The sequence below is a fragment of the Legionella impletisoli genome (assembly GCF_900639875.1).
Taxonomy (GTDB): domain Bacteria; phylum Pseudomonadota; class Gammaproteobacteria; order Legionellales; family Legionellaceae; genus Legionella_A; species Legionella_A impletisoli.
Map to the genome: position 1 here is coordinate 30938 of NZ_CAAAIA010000007.1, position 24359 is coordinate 55296.

Below are 24359 nucleotides of genomic sequence, written 5' to 3' on the forward strand. Positions count from 1 at the left end.
CAAGGGTAGAGCATAAATGGTGTTAATCAAACACAACTTCTTTGGGATCGAAAGCATCAGGATCAAATTCATCATGGACCCACTCTAGCATTTCTTCATGTGCTTCATGCGCTGGATCTTTTATGCCTTCTAAAAATTGCTCGTAGCCCCAGATGCCACCTATGTCTTCTGGCGGGCAGGCACGCTTTCCTGCGATGCAGACGGGGTAGAGCTGATTGAGTTTTGGATCAATTATTTTTTCAAAAAGAATTTCATGCTCCCAGTTATCACCAAAATCATAGTATTTGTTGATAAAACGTCTCTCTTTCAGGGGACTTTAAAAAATTAAGATGAGGGTCGGTTAACCAGGCGATTTTAGTATTCACTTATAAATCCAAATCTATGATTGCATTGATGCGTTCTTTAACAATTTTTTCCCTAACAAATATCTCATTCGAGTAATTTAAATGGCCAGGTAATGCTTGTAAGAAATTTTCATTATTCATGAGTTGTGCAAATTCCTGTGAAAGATATTGTCTAACTGATTGTGACGCCTGGGATACATCCTCAACAATCTCTGACCGACCATCAACCAGTGAAATAATATCCTCCAAATCATGACTCAATAAAAAATCCACACTTTCATCAACTGGCATTACATCAACTAAAATACCATCACAATCCCAGCGGCATATTGGATGGTTACCGAACATCAATTCTTTAAAACCTTTCTGGCATAACTTCTCAGCTAATGCATAATAACCCGTTCTTGTTATGACATTAATGATGCAATCAACATCAACTGTAAAACGTACATCAGGTGCCGCTTTATCGGTTATCAAAAGACCCGTGACGCAACCGCCAACAAACGTCACTTCATCACACAGATTTCCAAGGCGATGAGCAATGATCGTTAATGATTCAATATTTTTCTGAGCAGAACTTTTATTCACAAGTTTCCTGTCATTTTACTTTTAGTTGCCTTGGATTTTAATAGTTCCGAAAGCTGTTGCATAGCAAGATGTTTTTCTCTGGCGCGCCCTGAACGAATCGCATCAATCAAGGTTAATAAATCATAAAATAATGGATCAGGATGTTTTGTAATCGACTCTGGGACAGAAGAGTATAATGGTTTGAGCGCGACTCCTCGTTCCTCTCCTGCCCCATAAGGCCAAACAGGGACTGGATCATTTCCCCTTATAATCTGCTCATTTAAGCTAGGGGCCGCATAGCTTGTAGGGATACCCCGAACGATTTCCCCTAATTTTGCAGGAAAAATATACTTAAGGCCGTGAAGAAAAAACTCTTCACAAGCTTGAAGAATCGGCTTAGGTCTTTCCGTTGATTGATATGGTGTCAGAAAACCTGCATCGACGAGCCTCTTAAAAGCGCTATTTATCTGTGATGGACTAAGACACAACTCATAAGCAAGACTGTTTTGCGACCAATCATCATTCGGCTTCTTGGCTAATAGTTTTGCCAAAACAACGATATCTTGAGGCTTAATTGACATTGCTTATTCTCTTTTATTCTATATTCTAGAATTTAGAATACAGAATAGATAAAGTCAAGAAAACAAAACCAGCAACTCTTCACGACCTGATTTTCATCAATTATTATGCGTACATTTTAATCAGACAAAAAACATCATGACAAAATTACCCGAAACCGGCTTTTTAAGAGCACACCAAATCCTCGGCGATAAAACTGCAAATCCACCGATTCCTCCGTTAATTCCAGTTGGAAAATCCACATGGTGGGCAGGTGTGAAATCTGGTCGATTCCCTCAACCAATAAAACTTGGCCCTAGAACAACTGTGTGGCGAGTTGAAGACATTAGAGAATTTATCGAAAAAGCTTCGACAAACAGTTAATAAAGAATAGTGGCTCTTACATCAGCTTTAGTTTCAACCTCTTATAAACTGCAAAGACTATACTGAAGATATGGATAATTTATTGCGCCGCTAGGAATATGGCTTCTGACAAAAAACTTACTAAGTCCAAGTTCAGACTTGCATTGGAATGCCCCACAAAACTCTTTTACATGGATAGGCCTCAGTATGCCAATCAAACAAAAGATGATGCCTTTCTCAAAGCCTTGGCTGAGGGTGGCTATCAGGTGGAAGCATTGGCGCGCTGTTATTTTCCAGAAGGTGTGTTTGTTGAAGCCAATCATTCAGAATCCGTTCTTGATGCAACAAAACGACTTTTAGAAGATGAATCGATTACATTGTTTGAGGCTGAAATTTCACATCAAAGGTATTTGATTCGTACAGACATTCTAATCAAGCATCAAAACCACTTGAAGTTAATTGAAATTAAAGCTAAATCGATTGACTCCCTCACTTTGATTGAATGACAGTTAACATCTTCATTCTGGCTCAAATAGAAGCCTTACAATAGGTGGTGGGGTCCATACTATTACGTCATAGATGATAGACGGTTATCACGTGACATTCATTATTAATGCATTATGATTACCTGAATAGCTCTTAAAATCTGGAGTCTCTTTCAGTAATGGAAAAGGTATTCATTCTTGTAGTCGAAGATAATAAAAAACTGGCGAGTTATCTTAAAGACTGCCTTGAGGAGGAGGGCTACCGAGTGGCCATTGAGAGCCGAGGAGATAAAGCGGCTTTTCGTATTCTTCGGGAGCAGCCTGATTTGGTCGTATTAGATATAATGCTGCCAGGGATGGACGGCACACAAATCTGCCATACAGTTCGTCATGATTATACTGGTAAAATTCTCATGTTGACTGCGATTAATGACTTACAAAGCGAGGTTGACCTCTTAAATTTAGGTGCTGATGACTATTTAAGTAAACCTATTTCAGAAGATCGATTGAGCGCGAGAATTAAGGCATTGCTTAGGCGTCCTAATTTAGTACATGAAGAAAAAGTACTTTCATTTGGTCCCTTAGAAATTAACATCAATGACCAAAGTGTTACGTTTTCAAAACAAAAAGTGTCAATTTCTCCTACTGAATTTGCGTTGCTCGCCCTATTAGCTAAAAATCAAGGTAAGGTTCTAAGCAGAGATAATATTTGCTTTACCTTATATGGAAGAGAGTACGATGGCGTGGACAGAGGAATTGATTTAAAGATTTCTCGCTTGCGTAAAGCACTGAGTGATGAAAAGGGGGAAAAAATAAAAACCTTACATGGTAAGGGCTATATATTCATTACAAAGGCTTGGTGATGAAATTCAGCATATTCACAAAAATATTAATGGCCTTTTTAATAATTTCAGTGGTTTTCATTGTTTTATTTTTCAAATATATGAAGTCTGTTGAGCTAGATATTGTTGTTAACTCGGAAAAGGTAATTGCAGAAGGGTTTTTATCAGATTTAGAAAAAGAAATATCCAGTACCTCTCCGTCACAGTGGGGTTCTATCTTAAGCAAAATTAAGGACAAGGGTGTTGAAATTTTGCCCATTGATAAAATAAACCTAACTCAAACGCAAAAAGCAAATCTTAATAGTGGCAAAGTAGTAGTTTTAACAGAGAAAGATTACCAGTTTCTGAATTTGGTTATTGCGAGTAAAACAGCTTATAAAAAAATAGGAAATACTAAATTTCTGTTAGCATACTATTACTCAAAAATAGAGAAGATAATTACACAATACATGGCGCCAGCTTTGAATCAGATAGCAAAGGATTTTCTATCCAAGCCGCGGAGTTCATGGAGTGAAGAATCAAAACGTCTTGAAAAAATTTATGGTTTTCCTATACATGTTTATCCAACTACTAATCAAGAACTACCAATTAATGTCGTTCAATCATTATCAAAAAATAATGTTGCATTTGAAACCAATGAAAACACATCTCAAATAGGGATTATTTATCATGCTTTTGCTGGTGGGGTGCTTAAGATTGGACCGATAAATTACCTATCTATTACCGCAAGAATAAGTGATGTCATAGGGTATTTTGTAATGGCCTTTTTTGTATTTTGTTCCCTTCTTATTACCTTTTTATCACTGCTTTTTATAAGAAATATGAAGAAAATTTATCAAATCACAGAAAACTTCAGCCATGGTCGCTTTGATTTTCATCAAAAAATTAGTACTACCTCCGTTTTATTTGGAGTTTATGCAAACATCGTCCGTATGGGGCAGCAAATAAAAGATATGATCGAATCTCATAAACAAATGTACCGGTTTGTCGCGCATGAAACTAGAACACCTTTGTCCACTATTAATTTAGCCGCAGATAGTATTCAAAGGAAAAACCCGGAAGATGAATTTATCAAAAAACAGCTTGATAGCATAAGAAAAGATGTAAAAGACGTGAATCAAATTGTTAGCACTTATTTGATTTATTCAAAGATGCACTCCGCGAATTTCATATTAAAAAGGATCGATACCGATATTATTTCTTGGTTAAGAAAGTTAATAGAGCCTTATAAGGCGTCTAATCTTGAAATGGATTTTCAAAGCAATAAGTTGTCTTCTTTAAATGCTTATATAGATAAAGGCGTTTTCAAACATGCCATAACCAATCTAATCACCAATGCTTTGAAGTTTGCTGAGCATCATGTTTCTTTATCTGTTGAACAAAATAAGAGTCAAATTTTAATTCATGTAGATGATGATGGTTCAGGATTACCTAGTGATACTCAGGATGATATTTTTTCTGAATATACAACAGCTGAAGATAGGAATGCAGGTAATAAGCATATTGGTTTAGGACTAGCAATTGTCAAAAAAGTGGTAGCGCTTCATGGTGGCAAGGTGTCTGCAACTCAATCACCGATACTTAAAGGCGCTAGATTTACCATATCACTTCTCCGTTCCTACCTTGATTAAATACTCTTGGAAAAATCAAATATCTAATTCATTAAAGAATATTTAGCGAATGTCCAATGCCGTGTGTTCGTACATAATTTATACATGTGCTTCATTTAAATTCACTATAATAAATCATAGTTATGGTTCAAACCTGGTTGTAGGCTCTATTTCTTAGCCTTTTAGTTAGCCAGTGAAATAGGAGGAAATAATATGAGTACCGAACTAAGCAACTTAAATGATACAGGAAAACAATCATCCTGCGGAATATGTAGAGCAATGGGGTTGCCTATTTGCAAAGGCCATGCTGGAGGCGGTTCTGGATCTGACTCTGAAAATAAAGCTGAAAAGCAGGAAAGCTCTAAACCTGAAAATCAACCAAATATCGTGCAATTAAATGCTTTATCATCAAGTTTAGAAAAAAATGCCGATTGGCAATCAAATGATGATTTTAAATTTTCGTTTAATGGGTTTAACCAAAATGCCTCATTGGCCTCAATCGAGCTTGATCTGGCTAAATGTATTCTTAAGTTAGAGCCCAAAAAGAATTTAGACTCGGAGCAGAAAAAAGACTTACAAGTACTGTTTGATAATATAAAAGTAGAAGTTAATCAAAGGGATGGTGCTGTCGCTAGGGTTTCAAATGAGGTATTAGTGGTTAATCACTCAGATCCGAAGCAATTTGATGCTTTGATTTCTAACTTGATGAGTAAAAATTTAATGCCAACAGATAAAACTGTTATGCAAGTGAATTTAGAAACTCAATCGATTGCGAAAGAAAGTTCAAAAGAAGAAGTAGATAATAACTGGGCTCCCAATCCTTTTGATGTGTCTAAAGGGCCGACTCCATCCGATAAATAATTATAGTATAGATTGAAAATGGTGAATATATGGTTGGTTTGAATTCTAACAACACATTACAAGCTATTTGTGACGAGGTGCATATTCCGGCTGTGAGCTATGGATATGTAGTACCCCAAAAGGAGTGTGAAGATTTTGAAAGCACATCCCAATCTGTTGGCAAGAAAACCGCTAAATCTTCTAATGAGCCTGATGTAAATAGTGATACCAGATTTCCAGCATCCTCCCTCAGCAAAATTGTATTTACTTATTTGGTGTTGCAACTTGTAAAGGAAAAACAACTTGATTTGGATGAGCCATTACATAAAATCCTGCAATATGAAAGATTCAAGATGGATAATGAATATCCAGACAAGGCTAAAAATTTAACGGCTAGACACGTATTGTCACATACAACCGGATTGCCCAATTTAGGGGAAGATATATCTTCTTCATTATCATTTAATCCAAATTCAAAACTGGGTGAAACATATTCATTGAAAAAAAAATGGAAAAAAATTTGGAGGATTTGGCTCAAGAGTATGTGTTTGGTCCTTTAAAAATGAACAGAACTACATTTTCCTCACAACTAGAAAAAGACAACAATACTGTAGATGTTCATACTGAATTAGGAAAACCAACATCAATTTATATAGGCGATCCCCCCATTAATGCCGCTGGTTCACTACTCACAACCGCTGATGATTTTTCCTAGTTTATGGCTGCTTGGTTAGAGAATATGGATGATCCTCTTTTTGAACAAGCATTTGGTCTAGGTTATGAACTTTCTTTGATGTCAATTGATTCATTCGATAAATTGAGTCTTAACACACTAGACAATAAACCTTATCTTTTAAAAAATGAGGAAGGCAAATACCAAGTTTGGGGATTTAAAGAAAATAAATGGCAACTTACAGATATCGGCAATCTGGAAATTGACTTTGTATGGAAACAGGATCAAAAGGTATTCATCTCTCCTAAAGACAATATATTTAATACGTTAATGAACAAAGTCATTTTCATGATATTCTTCGATTACGTGCCGATCCTGAAGTTCAGCGATATACTACTCAGAAACAACAGAGTAGAAAGGTTTATGGAAATGATTCTGCCCTATCAAGATAAGCATGGCCATGGCATGGCTTCTGTTTTCTTAAGCGATAGCGGGGAATTTATTGGCCAAGCTGGCATATTCCACATTGGACATTATGACTTACAACCAGAAATAGGTTATCGATTTTATAAAAAATACTGGAGTAAAGATTATGCAACAGAAGTTGTAAATGCACTGGTTAAATGGGGATTTCAACATCTCGATATTGACACAATTGTCTCCTTTGTTGAGCCTGAAAATATTGCTTCCAAAAGAGTTCTAGAAAAATGTAATTTCAAATTCATAGGTATTGAGGAATGTTATTATGGCCTCTTTGAAGGTATGAGAGACAAAGATAAATAAGTAATGAGTCCTCTTTTGAGAGGCGTTGATTTCATTAAAGATGAGAATTTTTATACGATTAAAAAATGGTCGATTATTTTATGCTTAATAACAATGTTGTGAATCAGCAACTGAGTGCGTGCCTAGAAATATTAACAAATGTCTTAGGAGCTGATTTACTGGGTGTTTACCTTTATGGTTCTTATCTTGTTGGCGGTTTACAAAAATATAGTGATATTGACTTATTTGTTATAACAAACCGATCCACCACAACAGAAGAAAAAATAGAGCTAACTAACCACCTTCTTCAAATATCTGGTATTTACATGAAAAGCACCAAGCCACCCATTGAAATGACGTTTGTAGAAAAAGCAGCAGTAAACCCTTGGCATTATCCTCCTCTTTTTGATTTCCAATATGGTGAGTGGCTGCGCGAATCTTTCGAAATGGGAAATTTCGAACCATGGCAGAGTCGAGAAATGCCAGACCTCGCTTTGATTATCACTCAAATCTTATTGAAGAGTCATACATTATGGGGAGAAGAACCTGAACAATTGTTAGTACCTGTCCCATACCAAGACTTTATAAAAGCTATGCTCAACGATGTGGATAGACTGGCAGCTGATCTTGAAGAGGATACTCGAAATGTATTGCTAACCATCGCACGAATTTGGAGCACCATAGAAACTAATATGATTAGATCCAAGCCAGATGCAGCTGACTGGGTGATTGAACGCTTACCTTCGAAATACCGACCTGTGATGAAAAGAGCCAAATCAATATGTACAGGTAATGAAGAAGAGCATTGGGATGATCTCGATGGATTTGTAAAAACATGTGCAGATTTTATGTTAAGTAGAATAAATGAACGAAAATTATCAATAAATGTGAAAGCTCCCTCCAATCAAATAAAACTGGCTTAGTGTCTATGTACCATCTCTGAGTCTCTTTGCATCAATAAACAACTGGTTACACTCATCTACCATCACCCCACCAAGTAAATGACAGCTATAAAAATCTGGTGTTTTGGATAAAACTTCCTCAGCTCCAACCTGAATCTGTCGACCAAATAACTCATGCAAAAATGCAATGGAGGTACCATAAATCACTTTAGGAATCATCGCCCAATAGATTGCCGCAGCACACATCGGGCATGGTTCCGCTGTAGTATAAAGACTTAATTTACTGCGGTCACCATCAAACCCGTTATTATATAAGTCATGAATAACAGCTAGTTCCCCATGCATTAATGGGTGGTTATGTGCGCTATTAACCGATTTTACAAGGATGTCTTTATCATCATAGACAATAATCGCGCCATAAGGCGCTGCCGGGTTTTCTGCTGCAACTTCAATGGTTGCAGACATGAAATCATAAATGTGGCGTTCCATCATTTTTTCGCTTTGGTTGAACATAGTTTTCCGCAAATTTGTTTGCACTGTTGTTATAACTGGTATTGATCCTAAACGGGTTTAAATTAGATAGCTCATCATAAATATCCACTTTTTCTTTAACTTTAAGTAAGTAAATTAAAAGGATAGATACGGGGGCTAACACAATTTCGTAGGATATTTTATAGGCATCTTCAAAGATAATCACGCTTGCCAGTTTTTCGCTAGGCACGATGCCATAAAATGCCACAAGGGAAAACAAGCTCACATCGATTATAATTCCAAAGGCCGATGAGGTAGCGATCCTTGTCCAGACGGTGGTAATAAATTCCTTTTTTAACGATATCCCGCGTTTTCTTTGCCGCGCTTTGATAATGGAAATAACCGTTGAATTAATGGTCATCCCTAGGAAAAAGCTGTGGCAGACGCTATAAACATCCGTGCCTGATTATGGAGAATGGATTTAAACGGATCATTTTCCCCTATCGCCAGCAGGTTTGTTATCCATACATCACCTACCAGTAACAAATTACAAAAAATGGTAAATAGCACCATTTGCTTGGTGCGCTCAATTCCATAAACATCAGTCATCATATCCGCTGTCAGGTAAGCCAGTGAAAAGACAATTCCGCCAACATTAATGGTAAGAAAACCAATGGATATAAATTTTGCCGCCATAGTTTTGGAGGCAATAAAGAAAACAATGCTTGAGCAAAAAAGGATATGGTGGTACTTAAATTTTTGGTCAATGGCATTAGTGATGTCAGGTATCTGAAACTTAAATAAATCAAGCGCTAAATCCTTTTGCCGGGTAATGCCTTCAACTCTTGAAATAAACTGGAACAATGCGCCGGAAAAAATATTAAGAAAATAATAAATTAATATCGGTATGATAAATTGTGCCTCCCTGCTTGAACTATGCGGGTTTAATAGGGCACGGTCCAATAGTGAAAAGAGCATTAAGCCTGCAAAAAATAGTAACCTTCTCTGATTTTCTTTTGTGTCATTAATAAATTTTAATGGCAGCAATATGCATGCCCATAAGCACAAAGAACTCAAGGAAATATATAAGAAATCCCTGCCTAAAACTTGAGTGTATGTTTCCTGCATTTGCCAAAATGAAGAAGCAGGTAGCCAGATCGCAAATTTTAAAAATAAAATGTAGATGGCGTGGAATAAAATCACCAAATATAGAGCATGGCGCAAATAAGAAAAACCATAGATGCTGTGAATTAATTGAAAAGAGAAAAATACAATCGGCCACCAGAGCAATTCAGAAGATAGTGGTATTCCAAAAAAGGTGATTACCTGAGCTTCGGCAGGAACGGTAATCAAGGAGAAAAAGACCGCAAATCCCAATAAAGTATGAAAAACTTTAAATTGTAGTGGAGTTTTTGACTTGGCTTTGAATTGGTTATTCATCAATAAACACCCGTTTTAAGCCAGCGATGCATTTGGTTTTTAAATCAGGCTGTTTTTTATCTAAAATAGTGAGCTTTTCAGAATGGGCACCAAACTGTTGGCCAATGTCGAAAACAATGCGTGGATCAATTAGATAAATCATGTCTGACTTTACAAAATCAGCTACAGACTGCACCTGATTAACGCGTTTATTGGCTATATGGAAAGCTACTGATAACTCATTGGTGTCTGGGTGGGTAAAAATTCTATCAATGCGGACAAGGTATGGTTCCTTGACTTGCCCGATAAACCTTAATACTATTTGCTGGTAAACAAAACGGAGAAACCTGCCTGTAAATTTTTTTTCTTCCATGAGAACTTCCCTACAACTTATTTTTTCGAGCGCAACCTCTGGTGTACTTCCAAAATTACACCTGCAATAGTGTATAAATGATCGTCAAAAATTTCTACTGGCAATTTGGGGTTAATTGGGTATAAATAGATTTGATTTCCTTCAAGAACATATTTTTTTATCGAGCAATAAGAAGGATCATTTTTTTTCTTAATAAGAATATATGAGCGGTCTTCCGGTTCAATATCTGTATTAATAATTAATATTGAATTTTTGGGGAAAGTTGGCTCATATAGATCGGTATCTATCGCAAGAGCGTAATATTCTCCATCAATCTCATTTTCAACCCAGCGATACCATTCTTTGGCTGCATTAGACTGGTTTACCTTGCTGAATTCAAAAATAGGCAATTGCCTTGTGGCTTGCTGTTGCTCTATTTTTTCCTGCCGAGCAATAGGCTCTAATCCCAGTAATTGTTCTATGGTGATATCAAAATAATTGGCTATTTGCAGTAATGTGCTAGCTTTCGGATCAGTCACATCACCATTTAAGATTCGAGTGATCTTATTGGTTGGTATCCCAAGTTTTCGTGCAAGCGCGGCGGGTGATAGTTTTTCATCACGCCCAATCAATTCATTCAATGTTTGTGCCAATAGCAATTGGCTTGACTCATTCAAAATAGTGGTAGACATGCCTTGACTTCGTTACATTTATGTAATAATTTACATCTATGTAACTAATTACACTGATGTAAAAGTAAATATTAACATAACTTACAAAAATATCAGTAGGTTATTTGTAGTTTGATGGGAGTTAAGGAATGCGAGCCATGGAACATGATTCAAAGCTGATCATTTATAAAGGAATGATCCAGTATATCTTAGATTCAACCCACTATACCCTAAAACACATTGCACAGTTATCGAATGCATCTGTTGATAATATCCGTGCAATCCATTGAGTAGAATTTTTCATAAAAAAAAGAAGGATGTTTTGATTATGAAATGGGTAAAGCTCAAAAAATATTGTCAAGAAAGCGGTGATACCACCCATGCCGTGCATGGTAAACGTAAGCGTGGTATGTGGCTGGATGGGCTACACTGCAAAGTAGGTCCAGACGGAAATTTATGGATTAATTTTGGCTTTAACCCCTTGATATACAAGGGTTTGTGATGGTCTTTGGTGGTCAGGAATGGTTTTGTTAATTGGTGGAGGCGGCGGGAATCGAACCCGCGACAAGTTTTTGTAATCTATTGATATTGCTGCATTTTATTTTTAGCCCAATTTTTTTGGGCAGATATTGGGTAGTTTTTTTGTTAACAATTGCGTTTTTGTTCAGTTCGATTCCGCATATGGGAATCGAACTTAGTGTTTTACAATTATACTCATTTTGATCAATCTTTAACGTTTTTGCTCAAATCTGTTTGCCTGGCATACTGATGTTCAAATAATATCGGGTTGATTTGCGTTCACCTGTTTTTCTGAGCAAGTTTTTCTCAACTAAGTCTCGTAAGTCCCTTGTCGTGGTGGCAATCGTAGTACCTGTAATACTCATATAATTTTTTGCACTCAAACCACCAATAAATCCATCTGGGCCTGCTCGAAATAAACGAAGCACTACCTTTTCTTGGCGTTCATTGATTTGACCTTGAGCCTTGCGCATAAATCTGGCCTTCTCAATGATCCAATGAACCCATGAGTTAGTATTTTGTTGTGCTTCGAGCACGATTTCAGCAAACCACAATAACCAATCGTTTATGTCCAGTGTGATACTTGCCTTCCCTAACTGGTCATAATATTCTTTTCTCTTTTGTAATAAGGTCTTAGCCAAAACAGTCATCATTATATTCGGATAACCCTGAGACAAAATTTTCTCTGCAATGCCTCGACCAATACGACCATTTCCATCTTCAAATGGATGAATACTTTCAAACCATAAATGAGCAATACCCGCTCTTGTGAGTGAAGGTAATGGATTATTTCCATTGGGCGATGTATCTTCAAACCACTTTATCAACCGACTCATTTCATCTGGAACAGTTTTTGATGGTGGTGCTACAAAATGGACTTTCTTTGCATAATCAGGGCCAGATACAATTTCCATTGGCTCCTCATGCGTTCGATATGCCCCAACTACCTCTATACGATGATCATGCTTCATTAACAACCTGTGCCAATGACATAATTTTTCATGCGTCAATGGCTCATCAATTGTGCGGTATAAATCAACCATCATCATCGCAATACTTCTCTCAGCAGGGGTCGATTTTTTACCATCTACCGACAACCCCAGCTCTTTTTTAATAGATGACTGAACACTATCTCGATTTAAATGCTCGCCCTCTATTAAAGAAGTATCCACTGCCTCAGAAGATAACAATTGTACAAATAATTCCTGTTTATCTTCATTTGAAATGTGCTCAGATGAACCAATAATAACACCGGCACTTAAAATAAATTCGTGCTCATATTTTTCTAAACTGTCTTTATCCCACGTAAAATTCGGCCAATTTTTTAATTGCCAGTTCCAAGCCATGATTAATAACCTTATCTTTTATTAATCATTATAGAGCTTAAAAATGATTAATAAATAGGTATTTTATTAATCATCACGTTATGGGTTAATTTTAAATGGCCTTATAATCCTTTTTGTCCTTGCTTAATTGCCCAATTGATCCCTGGGTGGTTAATGATCTTTTGAACCATGTTCTGGTCATTTGTAATTAGTTCAGGTGAAATTAAACCTTCATTTCTAATTTTCTGAATAAACAATTGCTCATGTTCTTCAAGGGGCAAAATATTGGATAATTGTTCTCTGAGCTCATTGATTCTAGCAGTCGCCCATTCTTTTAGTTCACGAGTGTTTCTTGAAACAGACATTTGGTGCATAACAGGAACAAGTCGATTGCGCAAATCCGTTAAGTCAAAATCTATCTTTTCAGGCACCATATGAGATAAATCGATTTTGGTCATGGCTAAGTAAGTCACAAAGGCCAGTTTTAATTTAGGCTTGTCTAGCGGCATTTGCGTCAATAAATAATGTGCATCAAACCAATCACGACTCGCACTACGATCAAATAGCGCAGATAATTTTCCAGCAGCCAGTTCATGAATATCCAGCACAGGGCCTTGTAAATGCTTGTATTCTTGAATATTGGGTGACTTTAATAGAACAGGAAATAATGGTTGTCGATACATAAAATTGATATCAATTTCAAGAGAACCACGCTGCCCTAACAGGCTGGGATAAAACCACACCATCTTACCGCCAGCATGCATCATCGGTGCACGATGCCGTTCAAACTGGTTTTGTAACATAATTTGCTGAATTGCATCCATGATCATTGGCTTTTCTTCAAGCATCTTTTCTCGGGAAAGTGCGCCAATGTAATTGAGGTCAATATCAACAGAAAGTCTTGGTAGACGTTCAAAACAAAAAAGATTAAGTGCGGTACCTCCTTTTAAAACCAAGCGTTCTTTAAGATATGGAAGCGATATGATTTGCTGAAATACATCAAGCAGTCGATATACTTTTTCTAAAATTTCTGGCTTATAGCCGTCAGACCGCGCCTGACTCATGAGTTGCTCTTTAGAATTCAGCATCAGGTTCTTCCCATGATTGATTGATTACAGATAAGGGCAAATAGATATTCCAAGGTTTAACCAGTTGAAATTGCTCTGTGGCTGCCCCCGGGATATATTGAGCAACTTTGGGTTTTCCCTCAAGCAAAGGGGATAGCTGCTGTTCTGTAACAGCAAAAGCATCTTGGCGTTGACTTAAAAAATATCCCACTTTTGCATTTAATCGAGAATTATTAAGCATTAAGCAGTAATCAATGACCTGATCAATATTCAATACAGCAAGACTACTTATGGAGCGATAGACTTCTTCCCAGCCACCACAAAGCTCAACCCGATCAAGGACATCAACAAAGGTTCGAGCAGGATTGGTTACCCGAATATCCACACCTTGCCTGTTTATAGTGTCAACACAAATATCAGTTGCTTGCTTCTGTTGCAACGCTTTTGGCACTGCGACAGACTGATACCAATGACCAACAAACTCAAAAGGCTTGCTTTTCTGTTCTGTGACATATGTTAACTGGCCAAAGCTAGAATAGGCCACACCTAATAATTCCAAAGCAGAATGGTAACCGATAACAGCATCTTGTGTCGCTTTGCCTGCCACAAGGTAAGGATCAACCGATACACTATCTACCGATTGATTTGGTGGTACAACCGCATATAACTTGCGGCGAATAGGCTTAATACGGCCAGATTTGGCATAATATGTTAAGGCCGTATTCACCGAAGTAGACTTAATTGCTCCGTGTTCTGACTTGAATAGAGCAAATTCCTCATATCGAAATACCGGATGGTCATAAAAAAACTGCTCTACTGTCATTTGTTTTAATCTCCAATAATATATATATATTAGTAGTTATCGGAGATAAAAACAAATATTAGGTGTTGCTATTCACTATTAACGTTTTTGACCAATCGGTGACTGGCTGATACCCTGCCACAGTTGATTTATCTGGAATCCAACGCCCATAATGTTTGATGATCATTTCTGTATCTCGATGACCCATCTGGGTTGCAACCCACAAAGGGTTTTCCCCCGCTGAAAGCATCATCGAGGCATAAGTATGTCGAGTTTGATATGGGTTACGATAACGAACCCCTGCTTTTTTTAGTATATGCGCCCAACATGTTTTGCGAATCTGACCATCGGTTTCCCATGGAGTATTGGTACGGGGATTATAGAATACCCGTTTGCCTTCAAGATAGGTAAATGTCTTTTGATTTTTCAAAGCTTCTAATGCCGGTGGAAGCAACAAAACATCACGTACACCAGATTTTGTCTTGGTTCCCTTCTCTTGTTTTAAGACTACTGCACGAGAAACACGTACTAACCCTTTTAACCAATCGATATCATCCCATTCCAGCGCGATTAGTTCTGACGTGCGAAGTCCAGCAAAAAAGGCAAATTGAAATAAATTTCTTGCTTGTCCTGTGGCTGTATTCAATATGGCTTTAATTTCGTCTTGATCAAATGGATCAACTTCCCAATTGCTTTGGCTGGTCTTTTTATTAATCAGTTTTGAAAGAACCAGTCTATCCAGAGGGTTTCGTTCAATGATGCCATCATTCAAAGTCTGATCCAGCATATTTCGCAGAGGCGTTATAATATTACGTATCGTTTTGACGGTCAGGTTCAATCCAGTTACCCAGTTACGGATAATGACTGGGGATAGATCGCGGATCGGTATTTTTCCAAAGGTAGGATATAAATGTGCCTCACAAACCTTCCTATACCCATTATAGGTACTTGCTTCCAAGGTTTTTTCGGCGATATCCATATAGTCTTTCAACAGCTCGCCGGTTGTTGCTTTGATGATTACATGGCCGAAAAGTCGGGCGCGTTTAGAATCTGGAAAATAATCGGCATAATTAAAAGTACCCAAAGCGATGGCATTAATGATTTCGCCCCGCAGCCGCTCAGCATATTTTAAATTAGCTTTCGTGGGTTCAAGCTTTAATGTTTCCCGACATTGAACTCCACGATAACTGAATATAATCCGAATGGCCTGTCCTGTTCCCCACTCACGAATGCTTACCCCGCGCACAGGCTGCAATTCGTTGCCTTGCTTCCGTTTTCCACCCATTTCTCAACCTCAACTAAATTGATCCATATGTTACCATCCGGTCCTATTTTACATTGTACACCATCAAGCCACATGCCGCGTTTGCGCTTTGCGTGCACCGCATTGGACGTGTCACCAGATATCTGACTAAAATAAATACAATGGTAAATACAGGAAAGTTATACGAGCAAAAATGTTTAATACCTTGGACTCAAGCCCGCAAGAATGCTTGGAATTTAAGCCACACTATTACCACACAATGTGTGTTTGTTCATTTCGTAATCGTGAGCATGCATTGTATTGGATTAAGAAATTAGTGCCTCAAAATACAAATAAAGGATTTCATAAATGGTCATCTAAAGCCAGAGGTCAAAGAAAAGTTGAGATAAGAAAACAATTTGTAAAGAGCGTCCTAGCTAATCTTAATGAGATAGATTTTAAAGTGTACTGTATTTCTTCAACTGAAAGTGATATATCACATATTGCACAATATTTCTTTTCTCAAAATTTAAGCAACGTTACTCAAGAGGTACAGGAGAATGGAAAGAATTATTTATTATTCAAAATAACAAAAAATAAAACCATAAAAATGCCTGCATTGAGAGCAGCCAGGTTGATATGGACTATCGAATGCTGTCGAATGCTGAAATCACTATTTAACTTGAATGGAGAAATACTTTCTGACTGGTTTGCTTTTGACTCATATGATACGGCAGATCCGGCAGAAGGAGTATCGTTAGTAAATTTTTTGTTAAAAGCAACTGGAGTAAACTTGCAGATATCGATTCCCCAAAAAGCATCCAATGACGTTTTTGAGCTAATGAGTGATTGGTTTTCTGGGTGGTGTAGGAGCGGTCTAGAAAAAACAAACCACTTATTTAAAGAGTATAAATATCTCAATGATGTAGCACCTGAAAAATTTGAAAATCTAATGCTTGGCCCTCCCTATAATCCAATCCTCTATGGACAGCATTGTTCTCATATGGAATTTAATACGACGACCAATACTTTAAGAATAATATTTTAGGCTTCAAATTGGCTAAATTTTTTGGGCAGATATTGGGTACTTTTTCAGAAATTTTGGGCATTTTTTGGGTGATTTTTGAGCCAACAGGAAACTACGAAAGACAACGTTAATAACGAAGATTTTGGCTTTAACCCCATGATATACAAGGGTTTATGATGGTCTTTGGTGGTCGGGAATGGTTTGTTAAATTGGTGGAGGCGGCGGGAATTGAACCCGCGTCCGCAAATCCTCTGCCTTCAGGTCTACATGCTTAGTCAGGTCTATTAAGTTAACCGGGTAGCCTCCGACCGACAGGATTCTACACGGCGATTCCCTAAATTTCACAATTTGAAACGGGAAGGCTCAAATTGCTAGCTTATCTTCTATGACCGTTGAGTCGATACCGATAAGCAAGCTCGGTCAACGGGGCGCTGGTTTTTGGCAGCGCACGGTGGGACTACACTATCAAAGCTTACGCAGCGATAGCTTCATCTCCAAAGTATGCATCGTTAGCATTTATATTTAATTGAGTCTTATTTACGAGAGATCTCATTCTCGGCATGCACATCAGGTTTCGCAACCCACGTCGAAGCCAGGTCGCCCCCATGTTTGTACACCTTAAGTATACTACATAAAGCCTTATTTTGCGAAAAATTTTGAGGCGAATCGGGGTAAATCGCGTATAAAATCAAATAAAATCAAAATGTCTACGTTCGGGCTTTATGGGCGTAATCTGGCTCCGAACTTCATTCAAGATTGACTGGATGCGTTGCATAAAGAAGGGCAAGCAGGCAAAAAAAGCGTGTCATGCACAAAAATGAGATGCTCCTGCTTTTGGGGCTAATTTTGAGTGCTACCTCGTTTGGAGTAATTGCTCAATTTCACGGCGAATTTTCGCTAAGGCCGTAGTGGGTGGAAACCGTTTTAATATGCGCCCTTGTTGATCAACCAGTATTTTAGTGAAATTCCAAGGAATAAATGGCCACCGCTTCTTTTCAATGTGTTTTGAGAGATAAGCATATAAAGCCGATTGTTGTGGGCCTCTTACCTGGATTTTCGCGAACAAAGGAAACGTTACGCGAAAACATTGTTCAGCAAAGTGCTTAATCTCGGCTTCACTCCCTGGCTCTTGGTATAAAAATTGATTGCTAGGAAATCCTAAAACGGTGAAGCCTTGGTCTTTGTAATCTTGGTAAAGTTGCTCTAATTCAGCATATTGCTTAGTAAACCCGCAGCGACTAGCAACATTTACAATTAATAAGATTTGTCCTTTATAAGGTGCTAACGTGGTCGATTCGCCATTAATCGTAGTTAATGGAATGTTATAGAGTGCATCAGACATGGTATCACATTTAAAATTAGGCTTATTTGATCCTATAATGAAATTAAATCAAACTAATTTCTAGAGTCTTTTATGAAATACATTGAATTACCAAGTGGCGTAAATTCGCTTAAGACCGATGAACGAGGTTATCCTTATTTTGAATACCTGGATAAACCGTTTTATTTACATGAGATTGCCGCAGCAAGCTCTAAGGGGAAATTCGTTGATGAAAAACATAATTTTTCTTTAACTGTCACAGAGTCCTGCCCCATCAAAGACCAATTATTTGTTGAATACATGCCAGCACAAAATAAACCCTCTGAATGGGTTGAAGTAGTTAATGGCCTTCAAAAAGAGGAAGAAAATAAAAAATTGCGCGGTTCCCACCGCTCCTGGGTGGAAACCGATGCGTTTCGTTTTTTATCTAATGGGAGTAAAAAACGAGTTGAAGATGCTCGTAAAGAGCAAAAAGAAGACCGCTATCAAAAAGGTCCAAAGAGTGTTTGACCTCAGCTGGTTTATTTAATGCCATTATGTCTCAGTAAGGCATCAACCCGAGCCTCGCGTCCGCGGAAGGCTTCGAAAGCTTGCTCTGCCTTTTGTGCGCCCCCGGCTTCTAAAATGCAATGAAGAAAGTCTCGCCCTGTTTCTGAATTAAAAATTCCTTCTTCTTCAAAACGTGAAAAGGCATCACTGGATAACACTTCGGCCCATTTGTAACTATAGTAGCCTGCGGCATAGCCTCCACCAAAAATATGACTAAAGCTATGTTGAAACCGGTTATACGGCACAATGGGTACGACCGCTGTTTCTTTCCTGACTTGTGCCAATATCGCAGGAATAAATCCCTGTTTTTGTGGCTCGTATTCAAGATGGATTCTAAAATCAAATAAAGAAAATTCAAGCTGCCTCACCATGGCCATGGCCGATTGGAAATTTTTAGCAGCCAGCAGTTTCTGGAAAAGCGCTTTGGGCAAGGGCTCCTCGGTGTCGATGTGCGATGTTAAAGGGAGTAAGCTTTCTTCTTCCCAGCACCAATTTTCAAAAAACTGACTCGGCAATTCAACCGCATCCCACTCAACCCCATTAATGCCCGATGCACTGACGTAATCGACCTGAGTTAAGACATGATGCAAGCAATGTCCCATTTCGTGAAATAACGTCAACACTTCATCATGAGATAAAGCGGCTGGTTTACCAGCCATAGCTTTTGCAAAATTGCAGGTGAGTGTGGCAATGGGGCGCTGAATAGAACCATCTGTTCGCTTTCTACGACTTTGCATGGAATCCATCCAAGCACCACCGCGTTTATTAGGTCGAGCAAATAAGTCACAGTAGAGATATCCTCGCACTTCATCGTTTCTATCCACGACTTGATAACAAGTCACATCCCGATGCCAAGTATCGACATCACTTAGCTCTACTACACGCATGCCATAGAGTTTATCGATAATGGAAAATAAACCTTCCATGACCTTAGGTAAGGGAAAATAAGGTCTTAAAGTCTCTTGTGAAATGGCATGTTCGGCATGTTGTTTTTTCTCGGATGCATAGGCTATATCCCAGGGATTTAGTTCATCCAGTTGGAGGTTTTTTTGAGCAAAATCGTTTAAATCCTCAAACTCATGTTGCGCTTGTGCGTGCGCACGTTGATTTAAATCATGCAAAAAATCCGTGACTTGTTTGGGAGATTCAGCCATTTTGGTGGCAAGCGATAATTCTGCAAAATCATTAAATCCTAATAATTGAGCTTTCTGATGTCTTAAGGAAAGGATTTCTTCCATAACAGGCGTGTTATCGAATTGACCGCTATTGGGCCCCGCATCAGATGCTCTAGTTATGAATGCCGTATATAATTCTTTCCGTAATTGGCGATCGTCGGCATAAGTTGCCACGGCAAGATAGCAAGGTATTTCAAGATTAAATACCCAACCTTTAAGCCCTTTTTCTTCAGCTAGGACTTTAGCGGCATGCAAGGCATGCTCAGGAAGGCCTGAAACGCGTGACTCCTCTTCAATATGAAGTTCATACGCTTGAGTTGCATCTAAAACATTATTTTCAAATTGATTGGATAGTTCAGAAAGCCGAGCCTGAATCTTCTCAAATTCGGCTTTTTTCTCATCGACTAAGGCAACGCCAGAAAGCTCAAAATCTCGCACAGTATCGCTGATGATTTTAGCTTGAATTTTATTCAAGGATTTTTGCGGGATGGATTTAATTGCTTCGTATAACGCTTTATTGTGGCCGATAGCTGACTCGTAGGCAGATAATTTTGGCAAACAGGCTTGATAGCAAGCACGCAATTCTTTCGAGTTTACCACAGCATGAAGATGAGCCAATGGAGACCAAAACCGCTCGAGCTTATCATCCATCTCTTCCAAAGGCTCCATCAAGTTGTCCCAGGTATAAGAGACTTTCTGTTCCAGCAATGCATTAATTTCTTTTAAATTATGTTGCAATAAACGTTCAAGTGCTTCGTTAAACTGGTCAATATCGACTTGATTAAATTGTGGCAATGAATCTTTGGACATAAAAACCTCAGGATTGGATAGTAAAAAACGCATTTTTATTGGTCATAGGTATAGAATATCACGATTTAAGTTTAGCGCCTTAGAAGAGTGGATTAAAGCGTGTGATCAGATGGTGTAGGGTTGGCAATTCTTGGGGATGGTTCAGAAGTTAAAATACACATTGGCTCTTTTGGGGACGAGGAAAAAAAACCATGCTGAGTGAGTAAGGATAGATTGCGCATTAAAGGATTAGTATCCATGTGAGGTTTGTTATTTTCTAGGGCTTTCGTTGCTATATAACAAGCAATCGTCATGGAAACGGCTATTGCTGCGCCCAAAATAGGGATAATTGGATTAAATGCGAAAGCGGGTATCGCAAAGGTAATTGCTAACAACAAAACACTCGTGTTGATCACACCTAGCCATAGTCTTTTTTGCTCGTTAGATATTTTTTGCTGTAACTGATTTAGATAAGCCTTTATTTCTTTCTGCTCATCGTCGGATATGCCGTCGGCTTTAAGGAGCAATTCATATTGATTGTAAAGTTTTTTTAGGCGTGATGATTCATCCACCATCCGAAGACTAGCCATAACCACATCATATGCTTGCAGTGCGACTGACACATAAATAGCAAAAGGTGCTAAAACACCCGTTAATATAAAACAATTAATCAAACCAGAAACTAACCAAGCTATATCATTTGCAAATTCAAACCAGCGCTTATGCCATTGTGCTGAAAGCCTTACTTGCCAACCTAAGGTTTTTTCCTTTTCACTCATCCAAAAACCAGGAATAACGTGTTTCAATGTCATCGTTAAATTGACCAGTAGTCTTGGAGTAAAAAAAATCCAGGCCAAATGCAGCAAAAAAGGATTAAAATAACGATCAATTTGGGCTATCCATGCGCGATACGAGGATAACTCGCCAGTTAATGGGGCCAGCGAAACCAGCAATCGACGGGAACGTATCGTCATTAAACGCAGCCAATTTAACTCAACCGTGGTATCGTGCGCTCGACGGTCAATACCCCAATCTGGCGTTTTGCTAGGCGTTAGAGAAAGAGCTTTAAATTGATAGCCATATTGCTTAAGAAACGCTTGATACAAAGCCTGCTCTTGTTGCAATCGTAAGATTTCACGTGGAACATCCAAATAATCACGATTTAAAATGAGCAGAAGTTCTGCTAAAGCTAGAGCCGTCTCGACTTGTCGGCAGCGGATTATTGGATCATGCTGATGGACAAGATCATGGGCCAGCTGCGTACAGAAGAGATTATATTCCAAATTTAAAACAGCATAATTTCTAACAGCTATTTTAAAAAATTCAATTTTTTTCTCAGCAAGATTCTCGGAGAATACCCAGACATTCGAACCCCTACTTACTCGCTCAGGGAGCATTAGTTCAGGTTGATTAATGCGCTCGAAAATCAGGGCCATAGCAATGATGGTTCGGATAAAAATATTGACATTATGCACTAATTAGAACAATGAGTGAAATTTTTTTGCTAAACATGCGTTGTTCTTATCTAACTTGCCGAACGCATGCTTCTGAGCGACAATAGTTCCCCCTATGGTTATTCCGGTCACCAGCATGAGTACGTTGAAAGAATTATCACTTGCCATACGATTTTTAAGCATCGATGCCGTGGAAAGAGCACAGTCTGGACATCCCGGTATGCCACTTGGCATGGCTGACATAGCAACCGTTTTATGGAAAAAATTCTTATCCTACAATCCCAAGAATCCTCATTGGTTTAATCGTGATCGATTTGTTTTATCCAATGGTCATGGCTCCATGCTTCAATATGCATTATTACACCTAACTGGCTACAATCTAAGCATTGATGAGCTTAAACACTTCCGTCAATTACATTCCAAAACACCGGGGCATCCAGAAAGTACTGAAACACCAGGCGTTGAAACCACGACAGGCCCCCTTGGACAAGGGCTGGCGAATGCAGTGGGCATGGCAATTGCTGAGAAAATATTAGCAGCTGAATTTAATCGGGAAGAAATAGCATTGGTAGACCATTTTACCTACGCATTCGCCGGAGATGGCTGCATGATGGAAGGAATTTCCCATGAAGTTTGTTCATTAGCCGGAAAGCTTGGGTTAGGAAAATTAATTGTATTTTATGATGATAACGGAATTTCAATCGATGGTGAGGTGGATGCTTGGTTTGCTGATGACACCGCCGCTCGTTTTCGAGCCTATCATTGGCATGTGATTGAAGCGGTAGATGGACATGATTATGAGGCGATTGAGAAAGCCATTGTTGCTGCACGTCATGAGCAAACGAAGCCAACTCTTATTATCTGCAAAACCATAATAGGACTGGGATCTGAAATGGCTGGCAGTGAGAAAGTTCATGGCGCGCCTTTGGGTGAGAAAGACATCGCTCAAATTCGTGAAAAATATAACTGGAACTACCCTCCTTTTGAAATCCCAGACCATTTATATGCCCAATGGAATCACGTCGAAGAAGGCAAGCAACTGGAACAAGACTGGTTAAATCGTTGCGAAGCCTATAAAAAACAAGATCCCAATACCTATTATGAGTTTTTACGTCGTATTAATGGCGATTTACCCGATGCTTGGCCTCAGCAATCTAGTGCATTCATTCATGAATGTTTAAGTCATGAAAAACCCATTGCAACTCGCAAAGCCTCTCAGCTTTGTTTAGAGCACTTTGCTCCCCTTTTACCCGAATTATTTGGCGGATCAGCAGATTTAACGGGCTCGAACAATACGAACTGGTCAGGTTCAAAAGCCATTAATCAGGGAGATTTCTCTGGAAATTATCTTTATTATGGCGTTCGAGAGTTTGGTATGGCGGCTATCATGAATGGTATAGCCGTTCATGGTGGGTTTATCCCATATGGCGGTACTTTTTTAGTTTTTTCAGATTATGCTCGTAACGCAATCCGACTAAGCGCATTAATGAGACAACGTGTCATTTATGTGCTGACGCACGACTCCATTGGTTTGGGTGAAGATGGGCCTACCCATCAGCCCATTGAACATGCAGCGATGTTACGTATGACACCTGATCTCGAAGTCTGGCGTCCGGCTGACTTAACTGAAACGGCCGTTGCTTGGCAGCAATCGATTGAGCATCATAACGGCCCCTCATGTCTTTTGCTTTCAAGACAAAACTTACCCGTCTCCCCCATAAAGGACTCCCAGATCGAGAAGATAAAACAAGGTGGCTACATTCTTCGTGATAGCGAAGGATGTCCTGAAATCATTTTAATAGCAACAGGCTCCGAAATAGAACTTGCTTTAAAAGCAGCCAGTGAGGTTATGAAAGCAGGTGTTCAAGTGAGGGTGGTTTCTATGCCTTGTGTTGAACGGTTTTTAAAATCAGATAAGCACTATCAAGAGCAAGTCCTACCTTCCTCTGTTCGCAAACGCATTGCTATTGAAGCAGCCGCTTCTCAGTTTTGGTATCAGTTTACGGGACTTGATGGCGAAATCATTGGGCTACAACAGTTCGGCCGCTCAGCCCCTGCCAGTGATGTGTTTCAAGATATGGGAATCACAGTAGACGCTATCGTGACGGCGATTCATCGACTTCTTAATTGAGTCAGGGCAAAATGGCACTTTTGGCTCATCAACAAAAGGCCATGAATTATAAAAATCCGCTTTAAACCTTTAAAGCATCGATATTCGGAGAATAGACA

27 protein-coding genes, 1 other RNA gene and 1 pseudogene are annotated in these 24359 nt (G+C 38.7%); 14 read left to right on the plus strand and 15 right to left on the minus strand.

Going from position 1 to position 24359, the window contains the following annotated elements; translation table 11 throughout:
* Positions 1 to 22: 22 nt before the first annotated feature.
* Genes E1O41_RS12015 through E1O41_RS08305 form a run of 3 tightly spaced genes read right to left on the minus strand, consistent with a single transcriptional unit; the run spans position 23 to position 1492 of the window.
* The gene (locus E1O41_RS12015) at positions 23 to 310 is read right to left on the minus strand and encodes a plasmid pRiA4b ORF-3 family protein (protein ID WP_131777009.1); all 288 of its coding nucleotides are present in this window, start codon (positions 308 to 310) and stop codon (positions 23 to 25) included.
* A gap of 55 nt (positions 311 to 365) precedes the next feature.
* Entirely contained in the window at positions 366 to 932 is a 567-nt protein-coding gene (locus tag E1O41_RS08300; RefSeq protein WP_131776858.1) for a hypothetical protein, read from the minus strand.
* Positions 929 to 1492 carry a helix-turn-helix domain-containing protein gene (locus E1O41_RS08305; protein WP_131776859.1) on the minus strand — a complete coding sequence of 188 codons (564 nt, stop codon included), beginning with the start codon at positions 1490 to 1492 and terminating at the stop codon, positions 929 to 931. Before E1O41_RS08305 ends, E1O41_RS08300 begins: the two co-directional genes overlap by 4 nt.
* 136 nt (positions 1493 to 1628) lie before the next feature.
* Between E1O41_RS08305 and E1O41_RS08310 the strand changes: the two genes are divergently transcribed.
* The 9 genes from E1O41_RS08310 to E1O41_RS08345 all read left to right on the plus strand — a co-directional run bounded on the left by E1O41_RS08310 (position 1629) and on the right by E1O41_RS08345 (position 7967).
* Entirely contained in the window at positions 1629 to 1853 is a 225-nt protein-coding gene (locus tag E1O41_RS08310) for a helix-turn-helix transcriptional regulator (RefSeq protein WP_131776860.1), read from the plus strand.
* Positions 1854 to 1951: 98 nt separating this feature from the next.
* Positions 1952 to 2338, plus strand: coding sequence for a hypothetical protein (locus E1O41_RS08315; protein ID WP_207384516.1), 387 nt, complete (start codon positions 1952 to 1954; stop codon positions 2336 to 2338).
* 158 nt (positions 2339 to 2496) lie between these two features.
* Positions 2497 to 3180, plus strand: a complete 684-nt coding sequence (locus E1O41_RS08320) for a response regulator transcription factor (protein WP_131776861.1) — start codon at positions 2497 to 2499, stop codon at positions 3178 to 3180.
* Positions 3180 to 4790, plus strand: coding sequence for a sensor histidine kinase (locus tag E1O41_RS08325; RefSeq protein ID WP_131776862.1), 1611 nt, complete (start codon positions 3180 to 3182; stop codon positions 4788 to 4790). The genes E1O41_RS08320 and E1O41_RS08325 overlap by 1 nt, the downstream gene beginning before the upstream one ends.
* A 192-nt stretch (positions 4791 to 4982) precedes the next feature.
* Positions 4983 to 5630: a hypothetical protein gene (locus E1O41_RS08330; protein WP_131776863.1), complete on the plus strand. Its 648-nt coding sequence runs from the start codon at positions 4983 to 4985 to the stop codon at positions 5628 to 5630.
* Positions 5631 to 5659: 29 nt separating this feature from the next.
* Positions 5660 to 6169 carry a serine hydrolase gene (locus tag E1O41_RS08335; protein ID WP_268237667.1) on the plus strand — a complete coding sequence of 170 codons (510 nt, stop codon included), beginning with the start codon at positions 5660 to 5662 and terminating at the stop codon, positions 6167 to 6169.
* Positions 6170 to 6171: 2 nt separating this feature from the next.
* Positions 6172 to 6324, plus strand: a complete 153-nt coding sequence (locus E1O41_RS11960) for a hypothetical protein (RefSeq protein WP_308423382.1) — start codon at positions 6172 to 6174, stop codon at positions 6322 to 6324.
* Positions 6325 to 6327: 3 nt separating this feature from the next.
* Positions 6328 to 7065 carry a GNAT family N-acetyltransferase gene (locus tag E1O41_RS08340; protein ID WP_131776864.1) on the plus strand — a complete coding sequence of 246 codons (738 nt, stop codon included), beginning with the start codon at positions 6328 to 6330 and terminating at the stop codon, positions 7063 to 7065.
* A gap of 65 nt (positions 7066 to 7130) precedes the next feature.
* Entirely contained in the window at positions 7131 to 7967 is an 837-nt protein-coding gene (locus E1O41_RS08345) for an aminoglycoside adenylyltransferase family protein (RefSeq protein WP_229669360.1), read from the plus strand.
* A 3-nt stretch (positions 7968 to 7970) separates the two neighbouring features.
* On the opposite strand, the gene E1O41_RS08350 is transcribed toward E1O41_RS08345, so the two are convergent.
* The 4 genes and pseudogenes from E1O41_RS08350 to E1O41_RS08365 form a co-directional block, all read right to left on the minus strand.
* On the minus strand, positions 7971 to 8459 hold the full coding sequence (locus tag E1O41_RS08350; RefSeq protein WP_242603899.1) for a nucleoside deaminase: 489 nt from the start codon (positions 8457 to 8459) through the stop codon (positions 7971 to 7973).
* Positions 8416 to 9857, minus strand: a pseudogene (locus E1O41_RS08355) (VUT family protein). Before E1O41_RS08355 ends, E1O41_RS08350 begins: the two are co-directional and overlap by 44 nt.
* Positions 9850 to 10209 (minus strand): hypothetical protein, encoded by a 360-nt coding sequence (locus tag E1O41_RS08360; RefSeq protein ID WP_131776865.1) that lies wholly within the window; start codon positions 10207 to 10209, stop codon positions 9850 to 9852. Before E1O41_RS08360 ends, E1O41_RS08355 begins: the two are co-directional and overlap by 8 nt.
* A 17-nt stretch (positions 10210 to 10226) precedes the next feature.
* Positions 10227 to 10880, minus strand: coding sequence for a helix-turn-helix domain-containing protein (locus E1O41_RS08365; RefSeq protein ID WP_131776866.1), 654 nt, complete (start codon positions 10878 to 10880; stop codon positions 10227 to 10229).
* Between the two features lie 137 nt (positions 10881 to 11017).
* On the opposite strand from E1O41_RS08365, the gene E1O41_RS11965 reads away from it, so the two are divergent.
* Positions 11018 to 11149 (plus strand): hypothetical protein, encoded by a 132-nt coding sequence (locus E1O41_RS11965; protein ID WP_268237665.1) that lies wholly within the window; start codon positions 11018 to 11020, stop codon positions 11147 to 11149.
* 38 nt (positions 11150 to 11187) lie between these two features.
* Positions 11188 to 11361, plus strand: a complete 174-nt coding sequence (locus E1O41_RS11770; RefSeq protein ID WP_165481154.1) for a hypothetical protein — start codon at positions 11188 to 11190, stop codon at positions 11359 to 11361.
* 241 nt (positions 11362 to 11602) lie between these two features.
* Here the strand turns inward: E1O41_RS11770 and E1O41_RS08370 are convergent, their stop codons facing one another.
* From E1O41_RS08370 to E1O41_RS08385, 4 genes are all read right to left on the minus strand, one after another.
* Positions 11603 to 12724: a Fic family protein gene (locus E1O41_RS08370; protein ID WP_131776867.1), complete on the minus strand. Its 1122-nt coding sequence runs from the start codon at positions 12722 to 12724 to the stop codon at positions 11603 to 11605.
* A 101-nt stretch (positions 12725 to 12825) separates the two neighbouring features.
* A complete protein-coding gene (locus E1O41_RS08375) occupies positions 12826 to 13791 on the minus strand; it encodes a nucleotidyl transferase AbiEii/AbiGii toxin family protein (protein WP_131776868.1) in 966 nt (321 codons plus the stop codon).
* Positions 13778 to 14593, minus strand: a complete 816-nt coding sequence (locus tag E1O41_RS08380; protein WP_131776869.1) for a type IV toxin-antitoxin system AbiEi family antitoxin domain-containing protein — start codon at positions 14591 to 14593, stop codon at positions 13778 to 13780. The genes E1O41_RS08375 and E1O41_RS08380 overlap by 14 nt, the downstream gene beginning before the upstream one ends.
* 58 nt (positions 14594 to 14651) lie before the next feature.
* Positions 14652 to 15857: a site-specific integrase gene (locus E1O41_RS08385; RefSeq protein ID WP_131776870.1), complete on the minus strand. Its 1206-nt coding sequence runs from the start codon at positions 15855 to 15857 to the stop codon at positions 14652 to 14654.
* Positions 15858 to 16029: 172 nt separating this feature from the next.
* On the opposite strand from E1O41_RS08385, the gene E1O41_RS08395 reads away from it, so the two are divergent.
* Positions 16030 to 16863, plus strand: a complete 834-nt coding sequence (locus tag E1O41_RS08395) for a hypothetical protein (protein WP_131776871.1) — start codon at positions 16030 to 16032, stop codon at positions 16861 to 16863.
* A gap of 189 nt (positions 16864 to 17052) precedes the next feature.
* Here the strand turns inward: E1O41_RS08395 and ssrA are convergent.
* Positions 17053 to 17447: a transfer-messenger RNA gene (gene ssrA / locus E1O41_RS08400) on the minus strand.
* A 248-nt stretch (positions 17448 to 17695) separates the two neighbouring features.
* Positions 17696 to 18184, minus strand: coding sequence for a glutathione peroxidase (locus tag E1O41_RS08405; protein WP_131776872.1), 489 nt, complete (start codon positions 18182 to 18184; stop codon positions 17696 to 17698).
* A gap of 72 nt (positions 18185 to 18256) precedes the next feature.
* Here E1O41_RS08405 and E1O41_RS08410 point away from each other — a divergent pair, with 72 nt between their 5' ends.
* Positions 18257 to 18673 carry a hypothetical protein gene (locus tag E1O41_RS08410; RefSeq protein ID WP_131776873.1) on the plus strand — a complete coding sequence of 139 codons (417 nt, stop codon included), beginning with the start codon at positions 18257 to 18259 and terminating at the stop codon, positions 18671 to 18673.
* 11 nt (positions 18674 to 18684) lie between these two features.
* On the opposite strand, the gene E1O41_RS08415 is transcribed toward E1O41_RS08410, so the two are convergent.
* Both E1O41_RS08415 and E1O41_RS08420 read right to left on the minus strand, forming a co-directional pair.
* Positions 18685 to 20697, minus strand: a complete 2013-nt coding sequence (locus E1O41_RS08415; RefSeq protein WP_131777013.1) for a M3 family metallopeptidase — start codon at positions 20695 to 20697, stop codon at positions 18685 to 18687.
* A 92-nt stretch (positions 20698 to 20789) separates the two neighbouring features.
* A complete protein-coding gene (locus E1O41_RS08420) occupies positions 20790 to 22151 on the minus strand; it encodes a hypothetical protein (RefSeq protein ID WP_165481155.1) in 1362 nt (453 codons plus the stop codon).
* A gap of 115 nt (positions 22152 to 22266) precedes the next feature.
* Here E1O41_RS08420 and tkt point away from each other — a divergent pair, with 115 nt between their 5' ends.
* On the plus strand, positions 22267 to 24261 hold the full coding sequence (gene tkt, locus E1O41_RS08425; protein WP_131776875.1) for a transketolase: 1995 nt from the start codon (positions 22267 to 22269) through the stop codon (positions 24259 to 24261).
* Positions 24262 to 24359 lie beyond the last annotated feature (98 nt).

Coding starts and splice junctions, on each gene's coding strand:
- E1O41_RS08395 (WP_131776871.1), top strand. CDS start 16,030: ATGTTTAATACCTTGGACTCAAGCCCGCAAGAATGCTTGGAATTTAAG.
- E1O41_RS08325 (WP_131776862.1), top strand. CDS start 3,180: ATGAAATTCAGCATATTCACAAAAATATTAATGGCCTTTTTAATAATT.
- tkt (WP_131776875.1), top strand. CDS start 22,267: ATGAGTACGTTGAAAGAATTATCACTTGCCATACGATTTTTAAGCATC.
- E1O41_RS08385 (WP_131776870.1), bottom strand. CDS start 15,857: ATGGGTGGAAAACGGAAGCAAGGCAACGAATTGCAGCCTGTGCGCGGG.
- E1O41_RS08405 (WP_131776872.1), bottom strand. CDS start 18,184: ATGTCTGATGCACTCTATAACATTCCATTAACTACGATTAATGGCGAA.
- E1O41_RS08345 (WP_229669360.1), top strand. CDS start 7,131: ATGGTCGATTATTTTATGCTTAATAACAATGTTGTGAATCAGCAACTG.
- E1O41_RS08330 (WP_131776863.1), top strand. CDS start 4,983: ATGAGTACCGAACTAAGCAACTTAAATGATACAGGAAAACAATCATCC.
- E1O41_RS08410 (WP_131776873.1), top strand. CDS start 18,257: ATGAAATACATTGAATTACCAAGTGGCGTAAATTCGCTTAAGACCGAT.
- E1O41_RS08305 (WP_131776859.1), bottom strand. CDS start 1,492: ATGTCAATTAAGCCTCAAGATATCGTTGTTTTGGCAAAACTATTAGCC.
- E1O41_RS08380 (WP_131776869.1), bottom strand. CDS start 14,593: ATGACAGTAGAGCAGTTTTTTTATGACCATCCGGTATTTCGATATGAG.
- E1O41_RS11960 (WP_308423382.1), top strand. CDS start 6,172: ATGAACAGAACTACATTTTCCTCACAACTAGAAAAAGACAACAATACT.
- E1O41_RS11965 (WP_268237665.1), top strand. CDS start 11,018: ATGGAACATGATTCAAAGCTGATCATTTATAAAGGAATGATCCAGTAT.
- E1O41_RS11770 (WP_165481154.1), top strand. CDS start 11,188: ATGAAATGGGTAAAGCTCAAAAAATATTGTCAAGAAAGCGGTGATACC.
- E1O41_RS08370 (WP_131776867.1), bottom strand. CDS start 12,724: ATGGCTTGGAACTGGCAATTAAAAAATTGGCCGAATTTTACGTGGGAT.
- E1O41_RS08360 (WP_131776865.1), bottom strand. CDS start 10,209: ATGGAAGAAAAAAAATTTACAGGCAGGTTTCTCCGTTTTGTTTACCAG.
- E1O41_RS08375 (WP_131776868.1), bottom strand. CDS start 13,791: ATGCTGAATTCTAAAGAGCAACTCATGAGTCAGGCGCGGTCTGACGGC.
- E1O41_RS08310 (WP_131776860.1), top strand. CDS start 1,629: ATGACAAAATTACCCGAAACCGGCTTTTTAAGAGCACACCAAATCCTC.
- E1O41_RS08315 (WP_207384516.1), top strand. CDS start 1,952: ATGGCTTCTGACAAAAAACTTACTAAGTCCAAGTTCAGACTTGCATTG.
- E1O41_RS08415 (WP_131777013.1), bottom strand. CDS start 20,697: ATGTCCAAAGATTCATTGCCACAATTTAATCAAGTCGATATTGACCAG.
- E1O41_RS08340 (WP_131776864.1), top strand. CDS start 6,328: ATGGCTGCTTGGTTAGAGAATATGGATGATCCTCTTTTTGAACAAGCA.
- E1O41_RS08365 (WP_131776866.1), bottom strand. CDS start 10,880: ATGTCTACCACTATTTTGAATGAGTCAAGCCAATTGCTATTGGCACAA.
- E1O41_RS08335 (WP_268237667.1), top strand. CDS start 5,660: ATGGTTGGTTTGAATTCTAACAACACATTACAAGCTATTTGTGACGAG.
- E1O41_RS08320 (WP_131776861.1), top strand. CDS start 2,497: ATGGAAAAGGTATTCATTCTTGTAGTCGAAGATAATAAAAAACTGGCG.
- E1O41_RS08350 (WP_242603899.1), bottom strand. CDS start 8,459: ATGTTCAACCAAAGCGAAAAAATGATGGAACGCCACATTTATGATTTC.